The sequence below is a fragment of the Halomonas sp. McH1-25 genome (assembly GCF_022348165.1).
Classification (GTDB): Bacteria; Pseudomonadota; Gammaproteobacteria; order Pseudomonadales; family Halomonadaceae; genus Modicisalibacter.
In genome coordinates, this window is sequence record NZ_JAKRFI010000001.1 from 512,523 (window position 1) to 528,515 (window position 15,993).

A 15,993-nucleotide genomic window follows, 5' to 3' on the forward strand; every position below is an offset into this window, starting at 1 on the left:
CGAGGTAATCGAGCATGACACCGGAAATGGTCATGAGCATGGCGTACCAGGGCATGAAGGTCACCCTGTTTCTTGCCGGCCCCCTGCTCATCACGGCACTGCTGATCGGTCTACTCGTCAGCCTGTTCCAGGCGGCGACGCAGATCAACGAGATGACGCTGTCGTTCATTCCCAAGATATTGGGTGTCTTCGGCGCGTTGGTGCTGGCCGGCCCCTGGTTGATCCAGTTGATCACCAATTTCACAACCGAGCTGTTTCGCAATATTCCTCTGATGCTGGGCTGACATGATCGAGGTCACCTTCGATCAGTTGCAGGCCTGGCTGGTTGCCTTCCTGTGGCCCTTCGTCAGACTCACGGCCTTCATCATGGCCGCCCCGCTGTGGGGCCATACCAGCATTCCCCGTCAGGTCAAGATCGGTTTCGCCGCGGTGCTGGCGTTCGTCATTGCGCCGACCCTGCCGCCACTGCCCGACGTGCCGATCTTTTCATGGCCCAGCCTGGGCATCATGGTCGAACAGATGCTGATTGGCGTGGCCATCGGCCTGGTCATGCGCGTGACACTGGCAGTGGTGATGGCCGCCGGGGAGTATATCGGCCTGCAGATGGGCCTGGCGTTCGCCACCTTCTTCTCGCCGGATATCGGTGCGCAGAGCATGGTGCTGTCGCGCTTTTTGTACATGATTACGCTGCTCATGCTGCTCGCGTTCAATGGTCACCTTATCGTCATCGAGATCCTGGCCAGCTCGTTCGACACCCTGCCCATCGGCTACGGCACCCTCAACCCGAATGCCTTCGACATGCTGGCCCGCTACGGCAGCACGATATTCAATGCCGGTCTGCTACTGTCCCTCCCCGTCGTTGCGGCACTGCTGATCATCAATCTGTCGCTGGGCATCCTCAACCGTGCCGCACCGCAGTTAACGATCTTCTCCGTCGGCTTCCCGCTGACATTGACGGTGGGTCTGATCCTGTTGATGGTGCTGATGACCGACTACGCCAGCTTTCTCGAGCGATTGTTCGCCAACGGATTCCAGTTTCTCCAGCAACTCATCGGGACGATGGCCGGCTAACCACCGCGCGGCAATCCCATGCCAAACAAAGAAGGCGCCGAAAGGCGCCTTCTTTGTATCTTGCAAACGAGTGTCAGAGCATCTCGAACAGGCTCATCCCGCGCATGTCGACAAAGGTCTTCTGCGAAGCCTGCAGACCCACCTGCCGCAACGTGTAGTCTGAAATCGCCTGGGCATAGTCCAGATCGACCAATTCTGAGAGGGTCGACTCGTAGTTCAAGGTACGATTTCCGCCTACGGTATCGAGGACATCCAGCTCGTTGAGCCTCGCACCCACCGAAGCTCGAACGGTGAGTACGTTGTCAAGGCTATTGTCGAGCTGGCGGCTGACCGATGACAGCGTATTGCTCAAATCGGCCTGCTTGGCGGGCGTATCGGCGGGGGCCTCCAGGGCGGCCAAGGCGTTTTCCAGTGTCTCGAAGACGCTCTGATCCTGCCCCTTGGTCATCTCGATGGTGTCATCCAGCTTGGGCTCACCCTCCAGGGTGATCGACATGCCTTTGAACTCTATGGCCTCGCCGGCGGTGTAGGTATCGGTCAACACCACGTTGCCTAGGCGGTCGGTTACGCTGAAGGTCGTCGGATCGGTAAAGGTCAGCGTGTAGCTTTCACCGAAGCCATCCGACGCTGCATTTCTGACGCTTGGGCCAGTGAAGGTCAGCGTGCTGTCGTCGGCGGTCGTTGCCTCGGCCACGTAGTCGGAACCGGCATGCACACCCGAGAAGACTTCCAATCCGCTATTGCCTACCGGCATCTGGCGCGAGGAGTCGACCTGCTGGGCACGCACAGAGTCCGCCCCCTGATAATTGACCACTCCGTTCTGCTTGACGAAGGGGGGCGCGTTATCCTTTACGCCACCGAACAGGTAATCACCGTTGCCATTGGTGGTATTGGCCTGGCCGATCAGACTCTCGTAGATACCACGCAGCTCGCTGGCGATCGCAGAACGATCGGCATCGCTCAAGGTACCGTTACCGGCCTGGACGATCAGCGTCTTGGCACTGGAAATTGCATCGCTGACGCTGTTAAGTACGCTTTCCTCCTGCGACAGTGCATTGCGTGCCGTGACACGTGCATCGGAGTATTGTTCCGACACGGCCATGGACTGCGAGACGCCGACTGCACGCGAGGCCGCCTGGGGATCGTCAGATGGATTGACGACGCGTCGCCCGGTCGCCATCTGCTGGCCGACATCGAGGAAGGCGCTCTGCTGGCGATTCATCGACGACAGGCTGGATTCAAACATGGTCACGGTACTGATGCGCATGACGAAACCTCAATAAACTGGATAACCGGAATCAACGAATGCCCAGGATGGTATCGAGCAGCGTGCTTCCGGTCTGGATGACCTTGGCATTGGCCTGATAAAACTGCTGAAAGCGGATCAGGTTGGCGGCTTCCTCGTCGAGATTGACCCCCGACTCGGACTGCTGCACGGCCGTCAATTGCTCGGTCAGCACCGATTGCGCGCTGAGATTCGCCTGGACCACGTTGGTCCGGTTGCCCACATCGCTGACCAGCGACGCGTAGGCCTCGCTCAGGCTCGCCGCGCCCCCCACGAGATCGCCATTCTGCAGGTTCTGCAGCGCCAACGCATTGCGGTTGTCGCCGCTGGCGGGATCGGACGCCAGAGTCAGCGTGTCGCCGTCGACCGGTTCGCCATTGAAGGTCATGCTGACGCCATCGATGGACAGCGTGTCCCCGACCGAGAGCTGGAGGTTGGCCGGATCCGCCGGGACCTCGCCGTTGACCAGAACTTCGCTGTCGGCAGGCGCGTCATGACTCAGGGTGAAGGTTCCCGCCGCATTGTCGGCGTTGCTCACCGTCATCGCTATGGCTGACGCGGGTAGCGAGAAGCCTTCCTCGAGGGTAATGTCGCCAGCCTCCAGGGTGCTTCCCGTCTGGAGTGTCGGCGTCACCTTGACGTGCGCGCTGGCCGCAATCTTTGACGTGTCGTCGACGATGTTTTCCAGCTCCCCGGCCAGGGCACGGGTCGGCTGTATCAGGAAGGTATCGCCTTCGCCGACAGTCCCCAGAGTCTCGTCCAGAGTCAGGGTCATACCGCCGAAAGACAAGGTGTCATTGCCACTGGCATCCGGTACGACGGGCGGCTGCGGATCCAGCGGTTCGTTGCTGCCTACCCGCGATACGACGAAGGCGCCACCCTCTCGCTTGATCTGGTAGTCGCTGGTCGTCACCGCCGAGACATCGCTGAACTCGGCGGTGAAAAACGCATCGCTGCCATTGTTCTCGTTCGAGTAGACCGTTGGATCGCCGATCGCGAAGAAATCACCACCGGCTTTGCCACTGAGGTCCTGCCCGGCACGATGTTGCTCGTTGAAGCCCGCAGCCAGCGACAGCGCCATCTGACCGATCTGGTTCTGGGTCTTGTCCAGCGTTTCACTGCGGAAGGTCATCAAGCCGCCCAGCGTACCACCCTCGAATGCCGACTCGGCAAGCTCAATCTTACTGCCCCCCGGATCGTTGTAGGCAACTACGGTACGCGACGGGTCCGATGAAGACGCCACGGCCTCCAGCGAATAGCTCCTGTTGCCCGCAACCAGTGGCTGCCCGTTGCCCAGCGTCAGATTGTAGGTGCTACCGTCCTGGATCGACAGCTTGACGTCGAGCCGCTCACTCAGTTCGGCAACCAGATGATCACGCTTGTTGAGCAGGTTGTTGGGTACATCGCCGGTCTTGGCCTGGGTCAAGGCTATCTGCCGATTGAGCTTGGCTAGCTGATCGGCAGTGTTGTTGATCTGCGTGACTTCGTCACGGATCTGGCCATTGATGCCCGATTGCATGTCGTCGAGGTAGCTGTCGAAGGCACGGAACTGTGCTGTCAGTGTATCGGCACTACCGATCACGCCCTGGCGTGCCGCCGGGTCCGAGGGCGCTCCGGCAAGATCCTCGAGCGAGGAGAAAAAATTCTGCATCAGCGGCGCTAACCCGGCCTCACCGTCGGCCAGCAAATTGTCGAGCTGGCTGACTTGAGTGTCGTAGGCTTGCAGTGCGCTCGAGCGACTGGTGGCTTCATTGAGCTGTGAAGCAATGTACTGGTTGAACTGGCGCTCGATATCATTGACCTGCACACCGCCACCACTCGGGCTAGTTTCACCCAACTGCGTGATCTGGCGGTTGTAACCCGGCGTATAGACATTGCTGATATTAGTGCCAGTCGTCTGCAGGGCAACCTGGGCAGCGCTGAGGCCACTGAGGCCGGTGGAAAAGAGGCTCATGAGTCCATTCCAAAGTTGCGATTGTTAAGGTTATCGGCAAGCAACAGGCAAACTTGAAGGTGAGCGAGCCCCATACTGCTCTGGCCCGCCTCGTTAGCCTCAGAAAATGCTTGTAGGCGCACGAGTGACATCGAAACCATTAGCGGCTGCCATCTGACCGGTCTGTGCGACGGTTCGATTCGCCCCGTCGCCGAAGGACGTCATGACGGCAATCAGCTTGTCGGCATAGGCCGGATCGGTCGCGTAACCCGCTGTTTGCAGGGCACGGGCTGCCGAGGCGGCGTCCGGCGCGGCAACCACTCCCGCATAGCGCGGATTGTCACCGATCAGGCGAGCATAGTCCGTGAACGCGTCCTCGAAGGAGTCGTAGACGCGGAAGCGGTCGACCTGTTTGATCGGGCGTCCGTTGACATATTCTGTGGTGGTGATATCGGTCGTTTCGCCACGCCAACGGCTGCCGGCCTTGATGCCGAACAGGTTATGGCTATTGCCGCCATCGGCGGTGGGGATCTCATGCTTGCCCCAGCCGGTTTCGAGAGCCGCCTGGGCCAGGATCAGCTCGGCCGGCACACCTGTCTGGCGACTGGCCGCCTGGGCGGGACCTTGCAACGTGTCAAGGAAGCGTGCCACATGCTCGGGGCGCTCGCCGCGGGCCGACGATGCCGTACTTACATTGGTGTTCGAGCTTATCGGCGCGTCATCGCTGCCCTGCCCGGCCTGTGGACGCAGGTCGAGTTCTTTACTCAATAGCGAACCGAACTCGCTCCGCTCCGCCGTTTCATCAGTCGCTGCGGCTGCGGCATCGCGCGCGTCATCGCTGCGCAGGCCGTCATGCAGCACGCGCGGTGTGCCGCGCGGGATACCGGCAATCAAATCCTCGGTCGCGCTGGCGCCGCTCGGCACCAGGCCACGCCCTTCGAGCTGATTGATCAGCTGCTCGGCAAGGCCGATCCCATGACCCGACAGATGCTGCGACCACTGCTTGTCGAGCATTTCGGTGTAGAACTTGGTCTGCTGACTGTCGAGCAGCCCCGACTCGGGAACCGCCTCGCGCATGCTCTTGAGCATCATCTGCAGGAAGATCGCCTCGAACTGCTTGGCGGCTTCCTCCAGGCCCTGGCCGGGATCGCTGCCCGCCGTGTGCTTGAGGCGCTGGAGGCCCTGCAGGTCCAGGGCGAATTGCCCGCTCACGTTATCGACGGCCATTACATGATCTCCAGTTCAGCACGCAGCGAGCCGGCTTCCTTGAGCGCCTGCAGAATCGACATCAGATCCTGCGGCGTGGCGCCCAGTGCATTCAGGGCACGCACCACCTGGGCAAGATCCGCGCTGGTTTCGAGCATCTGCAGCGCACCGCCCTCCTGTGCCACGGTGATGTCGGCATTGGGCACGACCACGGTCTCGCCTTCCGCGAAGGGATTGGGCTGACTGACCTGGGGATTGGAGTCGATGGTGATCGACAGGTTGCCGTGGGCTACCGCAGCACGGCGCAGGGTCACGGCACTGGTCAGCACCACCGAGCCCGTACGGGAATTGACGATGACTCGCGCCGGCCCTTCGCCCAGCGCCAGGTCGATGTTCTGGACCCGCGCCATGAAGCGGACCCGTTCGTTGCTATCCATGGGCGCTTCCAGACGGATCACACGCCCATCCAGCGCTGCCGCCACCGGCATGCCGAACTCGCTATTGATGGCAGTCACGGCCCGCTGGACGGTATCGAAATCGTACTCATCGAGCTGCAAGTCCAAGGTGCCGTTGGCCCCCAACTCCAACGGGACCGACATTTCCACCGTGGCGCCACCGCTGATACGACCAACGGCCTGCTGATTGACCTGCACGCTACTGCCACCGGCTTGCGCCCCGACCCCGCCGACCAGGACGTTGCCTTGGGCAAGTGCATAGATTTGCCCATCGGCCCCCTTCAGTGGCGCCATCAACAGGGTGCCACCGCGAAGACTTCGGGCATTGCCGACCGACGACACGACCACGTCGATTTCCTGACCGGGACGCGCGAACGGTGGCAGCACGGCGGTAATCATGACGGCTGCCACGTTCTTGAGCTGCATGTTGGTTCCCTGGGGAACGGTGATGCCCAACTGGGACAGCATGTTGGTCAGACTTTGGGTCGTGAACGGCGCCTGGGTGGTCTGGTCGCCGGTACCGTCGAGACCGACGACCAGACCATAACCGACCAGCGAGTTTTCGCGCACCCCGGCGAAGGAGGCCAGATCACGGATTCGCTCGGCCTGGGCCGGGAGCGTCAGTCCCAGCCACAGGAGCAGTGCCACACACAGACGAAAAGCCAGAGCTGAGGAGAAGCGACGGGAAACCATCTTCATCGACCTGTTGTTCCGACGCCGATTAGAACGGCGACACGTTGAGGAAGAAGCGTTGCAGCCAGCCCATGGTCTGCGCCTCGTTGATATACCCATTACCCACATATTCGATACGCGCATCGGCGACCAGGGTCGATGGCACGGTATTCAGTGCAGTGATGGTGCGCGGGTTCACCACCCCCGAAAAGCGAATGAATTCGGTGCCCTGATTGATGATGATCTGTTTTTCGCCGCGTACCCGCAGGTTGCCGTTGTAGAGCACGTCCATCACCGTCACGGTAATGGTGCCGGTAAACGTATTCGACGCTGCTGCGCCACCGCTACCGGAGAAATCGTTATTGCCTTCCACATCGAAGCCGTACTCGGCTAGCTGATCCAGGGCATCGGGCAGCGTCGCCAGGTCGAGACCCGCTGAGCCGTTGCGTCCGGCGTTCGCCGAGGCGTTCTTGCTGGCGCTGACCTCTTCGTCAAGGACAATGGTCAGAATGTCGCCGATCATGCGCGGACGACGATCCTCGAACAGCGGTTGGTAACCGCGTGCGGGCTGGAAGATCGACCCGTTGGCGACCGGTGGCGGCGGCTCGACGACCACGATGCGCTCCTGCTCACCGACCACCGACGGTTGCGGCAACTGGGCACAGCCGCCCAGCACCAGCAAGGCCGCCAGCGTCAGCACCCAATGCAGGAAACGCCCCTGACCGAAACCCTCCCGCCGTCTCATATACACATTGCCCATGCCTTGTTTCTCACATTACAGCTGGGTCAGACGAGCCAGCATTTCGTCGGACGTCTGGACGGCCTTGCTGTTGATCTCGTAGGCCCGTTGGGTCTGGATCATGCTGACCATTTCCTCGACCACGTTGACGTTGGATGTCTCCACGTAGCCTTGGTAGAGCCTACCGGCGCCATTCAGGCCGGGTACGCTGTCGTTGCGTGGGCCAGAGGCGTTGGTTTCGAGATAGAGATTCTCGCCGATGCTTTCCAGCCCGGTCGGGTTGGTGAACGTCGACAGCAGGATCTGCCCCACTTCGTTGGACTCGGAGGAGCCCGGCTGGGTCACTGACACCACACCATCCTGGCCGATGCTGATGGACAGGGCGTTTTCGGGAATGAATACCGCCGGCTCGACAGGATAACCGCTGGCGGTGACCATCTGGCCGTTCTGGTTGACCTGGAAACTGCCATCGCGGGTATAGGCCGTCGTGCCGTCGGGACGCAGTACCTGGAAGAAGCCCTTGCCGTTGATGGCCAGATCACGCGAGTTTTCGGTGTTCTCCAAGCCCCCCTGGGAATGTAGCCGCTCGGTGGCCACGGGACGCACACCACTGCCGATTTGCATACCTGACGGCAAATTGTCCTGGACGGTATTCTGTGCCCCCGGCTGACGCAGGTTCTGGTACAGCAGGTCCTCGAACACGGCGCGAGAACGCTTGAAGCCATTGGTGCTGACGTTGGCCAGGTTGTTGGCGATCACGTCCATCTGCACCTGCTGGGATTCGAGGCCGGTCTTGGCCGTCCACAGCGATCTGATCATGATTGGTTTCCTCGAAAGTCTTGTCGGGTGTCGATGGCGCTATCAGCCCGTGACGGAAAGCAGGTTGTTGGCGCGTTGATCGTTTTGCTCGGCATTCTCGATGGTCTTCATCTGCATGTCGTAGCGCCGCGCGCTATCGATCATGGCGACCATGGTCTCGGTCACGCTGACGTTGCTGCCTTCCAGTGCGCCACTGACCACCCGCACGTTTTCATCGGCCTGAAGCACGGGGACGTTGCCGTCGGCATCCTCCGCCGGGCGGAACAGACCGTCGACCCCGCGCTGCAGGGTGCCCGGCTCGGGATTGACCAGCTTGAGACGACCGGCCGGCCCGCGGGCCGTCGGGTCGGTGCCGGGAACCAGCGCACTCAACGTGCCATCGCTACCGATGCTGACATCGGCGCCCAGCGGCACCACGATCGGGCCGCCATCGCCCATGACAGGGCGCCCCATATTGGTCAGTACGCCGTTGGCGTCGATCTGCAGGTCACCACGCCGGGTATAGGCTTCGCCGTCCGGCGTCTGGACTGCCAGCCAGCCATTGCCGTCGATGGCCACATCCAGCTCGCGCCCGGTTGTACTGATCGCGCCATGACTGAAGTCACTACCTGGGGTGGTCGCCGCCACGACCGTGCGCGTGGGCAACCCTTCGCCATTGACCGGGACGGCGCGCATGGCCTGCAGCTCGGCGCGAAAGCCCGGCGTTGCGGCATTGGCCAGGTTGTGGTTGATGACCGCCTGCAGGTCCATGCTCTGCTTGGCCCCGCTCATGGCGGTATAAAGGATGCGATCCATGGTTCGATACTCTTGTCAGGACGACACCATGCCGGGCGCATTGGCCCGGCATCACCGGGCATTAACGCAGCTGAGCGATCGCATCCATGACTTCGGACTGCGTACGAATCGAGTTGGTGTTGGCCTGGTAATTGCGCTGGGCAATGATCAGGTCGACCAATTCGGAAGTCAGATCGACGTTGGAGGCTTCAAGGGTGCCGGATTCGACGGAGCCGAACAGGCCCGTACCGGCGGTACCGACCACCTCGGCACCTGAGCTGGCCGTCGCTGTCCATAGGTTATCGCCAGAGGGCTTCAGCCCCTCTGGATTACGGAAGTTGACCAGAGCGATCTGTCCGGCGGCCATCGACTTTTCATTCGAATAATTGCGCATCACGGTGCCGTTATCGTTGACCGTGATACCCACCAGTGCCCCGGAGGAGTAGCCATCCTGTGCCAGCGACTTCTGTGAGGAGTCATCGGCGAACTGAGTCGTCCCCTGCAGATTCAGTTCGAAGGACAGCGGCGCCGGATCGCCCCCCAATTGCGCGGTCGAGTAGTTGACCGTGGGATAGGTCAGGTTGGGCTGAGTCGTGGTCGCTCCGCCATAGTCAATTTCGGAAAGCTGACCGTTATTATCGAACCTCAGCGTGAAGTCGTTGGCAGTATCGTACACCCCGTCGAGAGCGAGCTTACTATTCCACTCGTTGGGGTTGGCAGTCTTCTCGAAATAGAGCGTGGCGTTACGTTGATTGCCCAGGGAATCATAGACCGTGAAGCTATTGGAATAATGGTAATCCACATCTGCGCCCGCGGCGGATCCATCGTCGAGCGTCACCGTGTTGCGCAACGAAGCGTCCGTCTCGTCGATCGCCTGGTCGAGGTTGTAAACGGCCTTGACGCCCGTTTCGGTGCCGGTCGCCTGAGCCGGCATGTCATCGGCAGGAATATTCAAAGGCACTGGTTGACCGCCAGCGACTACCGGTGAAAAAGGACCGTCCGACAGGCCATACCCCATGAGCCTCGCGCCCTGGGCATTGATCAGGTCTCCATCGGCCGTCATGGTCAACTGACCGTTGCGGGAGTAGCCGACCTGCCCCTCTTGCTCGAAGCGGAAGAAGCCGGTGCCGGCGATCGCCAGGTCCAGGTTACGACCGGTGGTTTCCAGGCTGCCGTTACTGAAATCCTGCACGACCCCCGACACACGTGTACCCAGGCCGATCTTGCTACCGGCGAATACATCGGCAAACTGGACAGATGAACTCTTGAAACCGGATGTCTGTGAGTTGGCAATATTGTTGCCGACCACGTCAAGCTGCTTGGAAGCTGCGTTAACGCCACTCAGTGCTTGTGAAAAACCCATGATTCATTTCCCCACGTAACGATTATTTGATGCTTTTTAATAATAAAAAGGCGTCAGAGAATCTGGCGCACGTCCTCGAGATCGACCTGATCGGTGAGTCCCCCCAGGTCGAGACGCGGGCCGTTCTCACCCTTGATTACGCCGTTGACCAGGGCATAGTTCAGTACGGTGACCGGCACGGGCTCGTCTCCCTGGGTAGCCTCGACGGAAACCTTGTAATTGCCTGCGGGAGCGTCCGTATTGCCGTCACTTAACGTGCCGGGCCAGGTAAAGGACTGCACGCCTGCCTCGAACGGCCCCTGCTCATAGGTGCGCACCACTTCCCCGCTGCCGTTGGTGATGGTGATGGTGAGCTTCTCGGCCGGACTGGCGAGTTCGACACCGAAGGGGGTGGTGACCAGGCCACCGGCCGCATCGTCGCTCTGACCGGCCACGATGCGATTCCCCGGCACCAGCACGCCCTGACCGATCAGTGCGGAGGCCTGAAGGGCCTGGCCGGCGTCGATCTGCCCGGTGATGCCTTCCAATGTCTTGTTGAGATCCTGGATGCCGTTGACGGTATTGATCTGGGCCAGCTGAGAGGTCATCTCAGCGTTCTCCATCGGCTTGGTCGGATCCTGATTCTTGAGCTGGGTGATGAGCAGCGTCATGAAGCTGTCGCTCAGCTCTTGGCTGGTATTCTGCGTCTGCTTGCCTGCAGCGCCCACATTCATGTTGCTGAGCACGCCACTATCGATGCTGTTGGCCATTGACTATCTCCTCGACCCGCCGAATCAGTTTTCGCCCAACGTCAACGTCTTGAGCATCAGCGTCTTACTGGTGTTCATGACCTCGACGTTGGCTTGATAGGACCGTGATGCCGCGATCATGTTGACCATCTCGTTGACCGGCTCGACGTTGGGCATGGTCACGTAACCCTCCTCGTCGGCCAGGGGATGCTCGGGGCGATACTCGATACGCATCGGCGAAGGATCGTCGACGACTTGCGAAACGCGCACGCCACCGACGCCGCTGGCGGTTTGCGACTGGGTCTCGAACATGACCTGCTTGGCCCGGTAGGCTTCGCCGTCAGGGCCCGCCACGCTGTCGGCATTGGCCATGTTGCTGGCGGTGACGTTCATACGCTGCGCCTGGGCACTCATGGCGGACGCAGAAATATCGAAAACGCTAAACATAGACACGCGGCATTACTCCGACTGCATGGCCGATTTCAGGCCCTGAATCTTGCGGTTGAGGATGGTCAGCCCGGCTTGATAGCGAACCGCATTGTCGGCAAACTGCGCCCGCTCGCGGTCCATGTCCACGGTATTACCGTCCAGACTGGGCTGATCGGGGACGCGATAGAGCAGATCCCGACCCATCGAGACCGGCGCCTGGGCAGGAATGTGACGGCTGGACGTCGTGGCCAGGCTCAGCCCTTCGCGACTGGCACGTCCGTTATCCATGGCCCGGGACAACTCGCTGGAGAAGTCGAAGTCACGCGCCTTGTAGTTCGGCGTATCGGCATTGGCAATATTACTGGCCAGTACCTTCTGGCGCTCGGCGCGCAGATTGAGCGCTTCCTGGTGAAGGTTGAGCGACCCGGCAAGCTTGTCGATCATCATCGAGCCCTTTGGCTTGGATGGGGAAAGATTCAGCGTGGAGAATAGACCCCTCCCTGTCAGCCCAAAGGCAAAAACAGGCCGCGATTTGGCTATCATTTCGACGTTTGGTTTTTCTCGTCTGCTCCTAGAATCGGCGGCTATCGAGTTGGGAGGCGGATATGCGGATCACGACAGACGCCACGTTGAGCGGCAAATCACGGCGGGTAACGATGCGTCTCTTGACGAGGCTAGCGTTGCTGTTCGTCCTGTGGCTGGCCCCCGCCATCGCGACCTGGGGCGCAGCGGAAGTCGACGCCAAGATAGAGGAACGCGTCACGGCGTTTCTGGCCGAGCGTGTCAGCGGCTTGGGGCGCGATATCCAAATAACTGTACATCCGGCATCGGCACGCTTACCCGACTGTGTCGATCCACAGCCTTTCCTGACCAATCCCGAGCAGCGTTTGTATGGCCGTATTTCCGTCGGTCTGCGTTGCGGAGAGCGTGGGCAGCAGACACGCTACTTGCAGGCCAGCGTTTCCGTGGTGGTCGATCATGTGGTCGTCGCTCACGATATCGATGCCGGCAGCCTCATTACCGCCTCCGACCTGACCTTGGCGGAGGCTCGCCTGGAACGCCTGCCCCGCCATGCCCTGCTGAGTGTCGATGAAGCCCTGGGGTTGAGCGCCGCTCGGCCACTGCGGGCCGGCACTACGCTGCAAACCCATTACCTGCGCCGACCGCAGCTGGTCTCGCGTGGCGACCATGTGACCGTAACGGCCCAAGGCGCCGGGTTTTCGGTCAGTCGCAAGGCCAAGGCCCTGGACAGCGGCGCACTAGGCGACGAGATTCGCCTGGGAACCGACAACGGCGAGCAGTTGGTAGCGACCGTGACAGGCCCCAACCAGCTAAAGATCACGCTCTAACATGTCATGATCGAGAGTGGGCGCTGGAACCTAAATTTCTGCCGGTGGACTAAAGTATTCATACCCAGCGCCGATAGACAGGGAAAGCGACCTATCGTGAGGATGTTTGCGTGAAAATCGACAGTTCTCAGCCATTGAACCCGATCACCCAGGGTGAAACCGGCAAGAAACCCCAAGCCAGCCCGACAGATTCGGCCACGAGCAAGACTCAACCGGCAACCGTCACCCACTTGAGCGACGGTACCAATGACGCCAGCAAGGATGTCGATGCCGCTCGCGTCGCCGAAATCCGCCAGGCCATCAGCGAGGGCCGTCTCGATATCCGCGCCGAGCGTATCGCCGACGGTTTGATCGACAGCGTGCGCGATCTGCTCGGCGACAAGACATCCTGAATCGTAGCGGAGTATCGACCATGAGCCTGGCCCGGCATATCGCCCGTCAACGCAGTCACCTCGAAACCCTGATCGAGCTACTCGAAGCCGAACGGGACAGCCTGGCACATGGTCACGTCGACGGACAACGTCTTTCGCAACTGGCCCGTGACAAGCAGGAGACCATTGCCCTGCTCGAGCAACTCGAGTCCCAGCGGGTCACCGCTCAGCGTAAGCTGGGCTATGGCGAAGGCCGACTCGGTGCAGAGAAAGCGGCTCAGGATGCCGGCTGCATGCAAGATTGGCAGACCTTCCGTGAAAGGGCGCAGCAGGCCAAGCAGCTCAATCAATTCAACGGTGTCCTCGTCGGTTCCAGGCTGGCCCAAAACCAGCGAATTCTCGACTTCCTCAATGAGGCGGCTGGCAAAGCGCTTTATGGGCCCGACGGCCAATCGCGCCGACGCGGCTTCGGTGGCATTGCCTCCAGCGCCTAAATGTAAATCTACCGTAAAAACTTCGTATATTTTAGGTAAGCATTTTGTCTTGACCCGCAAATAACAATCCGCTGTTATAGTGTGATCGACGGTTATATGCCTTCAGTATAAGGATATAATGATGTGCGCGGTCGCTATTACGTTTTTTTCTTGTGGCAATGATCCACAGCTTGCGGCGTTACCTCTGCGGGGGACGATCGCTTGATTTCCGATGCGTTGCGCCAGTCGCTAGCCGCTTGCCCCACCCTGCCTTCGCTGCCCGCAGCCGTACTCAAGGTCATCGAGTTGGCGCGCGATCCCGATGTCAAATTGCAGCCGCTGGTCGAGGCGCTCAATCATGATCCGGCGCTAACCGCCAGGCTGATTTCCCTGGCCAATACCGTTTACTACACCTTGGGTGGCAGACCGGCCAGCACATTGCGTGAGGCGGTCGAAAGGCTCGGGCTGGAATTGTCCGTCTCGTTGGCGCTGGGATTCAGTTTGGCGCGAAGCTACGGTAACCGGGCCCGAGCCAAGGGCCTGGACCTGCATCGGTATTGGCAGCGCTCGCTGACCAGTGCCATTGCCGCACGTGAACTGGCGCGCCACGTGGAGGGTAGACTGGACAGCGATACGGTCTTTACCGCTGCGCTGTTGCAGGATATCGGCATGCTGGCACTCGATGCCGTCGAAGGGCCCATTTATGCCGATACGTTGGCAGGTGCCCTGCAGCACGACGAAATCAGCCTGCGCGAGCGAATCGATCTGGGAGCAGATCATACCGAAATCGGTGCATGGCTTGCCGCCACCTGGGGGCTATCGCCGCTGAGCTGCGAGTGGATTCGCTACAGTCACGACTGTCCCGTCAGTCGACAAGCCCTGACGGGTAGCGAGTGCGTCATGCTATCGGGACGCCTGGCAGATATCTGGCTGGCACCGGAAGGCCACAAGACCCTGGCCCAGCTCGAGCCTTGGCTTGGTAACGACACCTTTCGCAGCGAACTGCTGGGCAGCATCCAGGAACAGTTGCCCACTATCGCGGAGCTGTTCGATGTCGATGCGCCGGACAAGATCGACCCTCAACAGCTCCTCTTCGAAAGCAAGCAGCTCTTGCTCGAGCGCAGCCTCAATCTGCATGAGCTGGTCAAGAAGCAGGAGGGCGAACTTGCCCAACTGCGCGAAAACAATGCCAAGCTCAATGAAGCCATCCGTTTCGATCCCCTGACGCAGCTATACAATCGTCAGTACCTGACCCAACTGTTCGAAGACTGCTTCTGCGAGGCCCAGAACGAGGGCTCGTCCTTGTCCCTCGTCTTCATCGATCTCGACCATTTCAAGCAGATCAATGATGAGCATGGACATCATTTCGGTGATGAAGTCCTGCGCTCCTTCGCCAAACTGCTGCAATGCTCCAGCGAGGCCAGTACCATCGTGGGACGCTACGGTGGTGAAGAGTTTCTAGCCATCCTCAAGGATCGCTCTCACGCAGAGGCATCGGCATTTGCCGACACTCTCTGCGCCAAGTTGCGCGATCAGCCCCTGATACATCATGCCGGCACGCCTATTTTCATTACGGCATCCGTAGGCGTCGTCAGCTTGAGTGATGGAAATTTTTCTCTGCCCAAAGAGATGATTCATGTCGCCGATCAGCGCATGTATCTCTCCAAACGTCAGGGGCGCAACCGGATCACGGCGCAATAGCACTTACAGACGTGCCTCGATTCGCTCGAGAATTTGCTGACTGACCTTGTTCGCAATCGGCTGGGCGGCCTTGTTGACTGCCTTTTCCAGAAGCCGGTTGCGAATCTGGTACTCCACGGTCAGTGTCACCCGCGTCCCCTCGGGTACGCTTTCGAGCACATAACGCCCTTGATTGCGGACCCCCTCCACCGACTCCCACGCCAAGGTATCGGGTGCCCGCCGCTCCGTGATCCTTACATCGAAACTCCAATCCATACCTATGGCGTGGATATGCCAGCGGTAGCGGGAATCGCCAAGCGGTTCAATCGACTCGATCATGTCGGAATAATCGGCAAAGTTCTCGACCTGCTCCAGCAGGGCAAAAACTCTTTCGCGTTCCGCATGGACAATTGCGCTATGTTCAATGGTCGCCATTCGATACTCTCGCCGGTTCGCTGAACTGCTTCGAGGGTAACGTCAGCTACGTCGAATCGCCAGTCGCCGATTCTGGCTGTTGGTTTCTTCTACAGGTAAGATGACGCCCGCTCTCGATATGCGAGCAGCTAGTGGCGATGAGCGTATCGCTCGTCTTCCGGACACCCGGATCCCGGACTTCGTCTTCGACGAAACCAATAAATTCTCCGGC

General features: G+C 60.1%; 18 protein-coding genes. 6 read left to right on the plus strand and 12 right to left on the minus strand.

Going from position 1 to position 15,993, the window contains the following annotated elements; genetic code table 11:
- Positions 1 to 14: 14 nt before the first annotated feature.
- On the plus strand, positions 15 to 284 hold the full coding sequence (gene fliQ, locus MHM84_RS02535) for a flagellar biosynthesis protein FliQ (protein WP_026300437.1): 270 nt from the start codon (positions 15 to 17) through the stop codon (positions 282 to 284).
- Between the two features lies 1 nt (position 285).
- Positions 286 to 1,071, plus strand: coding sequence for a flagellar biosynthetic protein FliR (gene fliR, locus MHM84_RS02540; RefSeq protein WP_239262102.1), 786 nt, complete (start codon positions 286 to 288; stop codon positions 1,069 to 1,071).
- Positions 1,072 to 1,144: 73 nt separating this feature from the next.
- On the opposite strand, the gene flgL is transcribed toward fliR, so the two are convergent.
- The 11 genes from flgL to flgB all read right to left on the minus strand — a co-directional run bounded on the left by flgL (position 1,145) and on the right by flgB (position 11,918).
- Positions 1,145 to 2,338: a flagellar hook-associated protein FlgL gene (gene flgL / locus MHM84_RS02545; protein WP_239262104.1), complete on the minus strand. Its 1,194-nt coding sequence runs from the start codon at positions 2,336 to 2,338 to the stop codon at positions 1,145 to 1,147.
- Between the two features lie 31 nt (positions 2,339 to 2,369).
- Entirely contained in the window at positions 2,370 to 4,310 is a 1,941-nt protein-coding gene (gene flgK / locus MHM84_RS02550) for a flagellar hook-associated protein FlgK (RefSeq protein WP_239262106.1), read from the minus strand.
- 99 nt (positions 4,311 to 4,409) lie between these two features.
- Positions 4,410 to 5,516 (minus strand): flagellar assembly peptidoglycan hydrolase FlgJ, encoded by a 1,107-nt coding sequence (gene flgJ / locus MHM84_RS02555; RefSeq protein WP_239262108.1) that lies wholly within the window; start codon positions 5,514 to 5,516, stop codon positions 4,410 to 4,412.
- Entirely contained in the window at positions 5,516 to 6,649 is a 1,134-nt protein-coding gene (locus MHM84_RS02560) for a flagellar basal body P-ring protein FlgI (protein WP_239262110.1), read from the minus strand. Before MHM84_RS02560 ends, flgJ begins: the two co-directional genes overlap by 1 nt.
- A gap of 22 nt (positions 6,650 to 6,671) precedes the next feature.
- A complete protein-coding gene (locus MHM84_RS02565; RefSeq protein WP_239262112.1) occupies positions 6,672 to 7,382 on the minus strand; it encodes a flagellar basal body L-ring protein FlgH in 711 nt (236 codons plus the stop codon).
- Positions 7,383 to 7,397: 15 nt separating this feature from the next.
- Entirely contained in the window at positions 7,398 to 8,180 is a 783-nt protein-coding gene (gene flgG, locus MHM84_RS02570; protein WP_239262114.1) for a flagellar basal-body rod protein FlgG, read from the minus strand.
- 42 nt (positions 8,181 to 8,222) lie between these two features.
- Positions 8,223 to 8,975: a flagellar basal body rod protein FlgF gene (locus tag MHM84_RS02575; protein ID WP_239262116.1), complete on the minus strand. Its 753-nt coding sequence runs from the start codon at positions 8,973 to 8,975 to the stop codon at positions 8,223 to 8,225.
- 61 nt (positions 8,976 to 9,036) lie between these two features.
- A complete protein-coding gene (gene flgE / locus MHM84_RS02580; RefSeq protein ID WP_239262118.1) occupies positions 9,037 to 10,317 on the minus strand; it encodes a flagellar hook protein FlgE in 1,281 nt (426 codons plus the stop codon).
- A 53-nt stretch (positions 10,318 to 10,370) separates the two neighbouring features.
- A complete protein-coding gene (locus MHM84_RS02585) occupies positions 10,371 to 11,066 on the minus strand; it encodes a flagellar hook assembly protein FlgD (RefSeq protein ID WP_239262122.1) in 696 nt (231 codons plus the stop codon).
- Between the two features lie 24 nt (positions 11,067 to 11,090).
- Positions 11,091 to 11,498, minus strand: a complete 408-nt coding sequence (gene flgC, locus MHM84_RS02590) for a flagellar basal body rod protein FlgC (protein WP_239262124.1) — start codon at positions 11,496 to 11,498, stop codon at positions 11,091 to 11,093.
- A gap of 6 nt (positions 11,499 to 11,504) precedes the next feature.
- Positions 11,505 to 11,918, minus strand: a complete 414-nt coding sequence (flgB, locus tag MHM84_RS02595; protein WP_239262126.1) for a flagellar basal body rod protein FlgB — start codon at positions 11,916 to 11,918, stop codon at positions 11,505 to 11,507.
- Between the two features lie 161 nt (positions 11,919 to 12,079).
- Here flgB and flgA point away from each other — a divergent pair, with 161 nt between their 5' ends.
- From flgA to MHM84_RS02615, 4 genes are all read left to right on the plus strand, one after another.
- A complete protein-coding gene (gene flgA, locus MHM84_RS02600; protein ID WP_239262128.1) occupies positions 12,080 to 12,823 on the plus strand; it encodes a flagellar basal body P-ring formation chaperone FlgA in 744 nt (247 codons plus the stop codon).
- A gap of 110 nt (positions 12,824 to 12,933) precedes the next feature.
- Complete coding sequence (gene flgM / locus MHM84_RS02605; protein WP_239262130.1) at positions 12,934 to 13,215, plus strand: flagellar biosynthesis anti-sigma factor FlgM; 282 nt, start codon at positions 12,934 to 12,936, stop codon at positions 13,213 to 13,215.
- Between the two features lie 20 nt (positions 13,216 to 13,235).
- Positions 13,236 to 13,688 (plus strand): flagellar protein FlgN, encoded by a 453-nt coding sequence (locus MHM84_RS02610; RefSeq protein WP_239262132.1) that lies wholly within the window; start codon positions 13,236 to 13,238, stop codon positions 13,686 to 13,688.
- A 201-nt stretch (positions 13,689 to 13,889) separates the two neighbouring features.
- A complete protein-coding gene (locus MHM84_RS02615) occupies positions 13,890 to 15,368 on the plus strand; it encodes a GGDEF domain-containing protein (protein WP_239262134.1) in 1,479 nt (492 codons plus the stop codon).
- A 3-nt stretch (positions 15,369 to 15,371) separates the two neighbouring features.
- Here MHM84_RS02615 and MHM84_RS02620 read toward each other — a convergent pair whose 3' ends face one another.
- The gene (locus tag MHM84_RS02620; RefSeq protein WP_239262136.1) at positions 15,372 to 15,782 is read right to left on the minus strand and encodes an SRPBCC family protein; all 411 of its coding nucleotides are present in this window, start codon (positions 15,780 to 15,782) and stop codon (positions 15,372 to 15,374) included.
- Positions 15,783 to 15,993: the final 211 nt, after the last annotated feature.

Excerpts from the sequence above, each read along its gene's own strand:
- fliQ (WP_026300437.1), top strand. The coding sequence starts at position 15 with ATGACACCGGAAATGGTCATGAGCATGGCGTACCAGGGCATGAAGGTC.
- fliR (WP_239262102.1), top strand. The coding sequence starts at position 286 with ATGATCGAGGTCACCTTCGATCAGTTGCAGGCCTGGCTGGTTGCCTTC.
- flgL (WP_239262104.1), bottom strand. The coding sequence starts at position 2,338 with ATGCGCATCAGTACCGTGACCATGTTTGAATCCAGCCTGTCGTCGATG.
- flgK (WP_239262106.1), bottom strand. The coding sequence starts at position 4,310 with ATGAGCCTCTTTTCCACCGGCCTCAGTGGCCTCAGCGCTGCCCAGGTT.
- flgJ (WP_239262108.1), bottom strand. The coding sequence starts at position 5,516 with ATGGCCGTCGATAACGTGAGCGGGCAATTCGCCCTGGACCTGCAGGGC.
- MHM84_RS02560 (WP_239262110.1), bottom strand. The coding sequence starts at position 6,649 with ATGAAGATGGTTTCCCGTCGCTTCTCCTCAGCTCTGGCTTTTCGTCTG.
- MHM84_RS02565 (WP_239262112.1), bottom strand. The coding sequence starts at position 7,382 with ATGGGCAATGTGTATATGAGACGGCGGGAGGGTTTCGGTCAGGGGCGT.
- flgG (WP_239262114.1), bottom strand. The coding sequence starts at position 8,180 with ATGATCAGATCGCTGTGGACGGCCAAGACCGGCCTCGAATCCCAGCAG.
- MHM84_RS02575 (WP_239262116.1), bottom strand. The coding sequence starts at position 8,975 with ATGGATCGCATCCTTTATACCGCCATGAGCGGGGCCAAGCAGAGCATG.
- flgE (WP_239262118.1), bottom strand. The coding sequence starts at position 10,317 with ATGGGTTTTTCACAAGCACTGAGTGGCGTTAACGCAGCTTCCAAGCAG.
- MHM84_RS02585 (WP_239262122.1), bottom strand. The coding sequence starts at position 11,066 with ATGGCCAACAGCATCGATAGTGGCGTGCTCAGCAACATGAATGTGGGC.
- flgB (WP_239262126.1), bottom strand. The coding sequence starts at position 11,918 with ATGATCGACAAGCTTGCCGGGTCGCTCAACCTTCACCAGGAAGCGCTC.
- flgA (WP_239262128.1), top strand. The coding sequence starts at position 12,080 with ATGCGGATCACGACAGACGCCACGTTGAGCGGCAAATCACGGCGGGTA.
- MHM84_RS02610 (WP_239262132.1), top strand. The coding sequence starts at position 13,236 with ATGAGCCTGGCCCGGCATATCGCCCGTCAACGCAGTCACCTCGAAACC.
- MHM84_RS02620 (WP_239262136.1), bottom strand. The coding sequence starts at position 15,782 with ATGGCGACCATTGAACATAGCGCAATTGTCCATGCGGAACGCGAAAGA.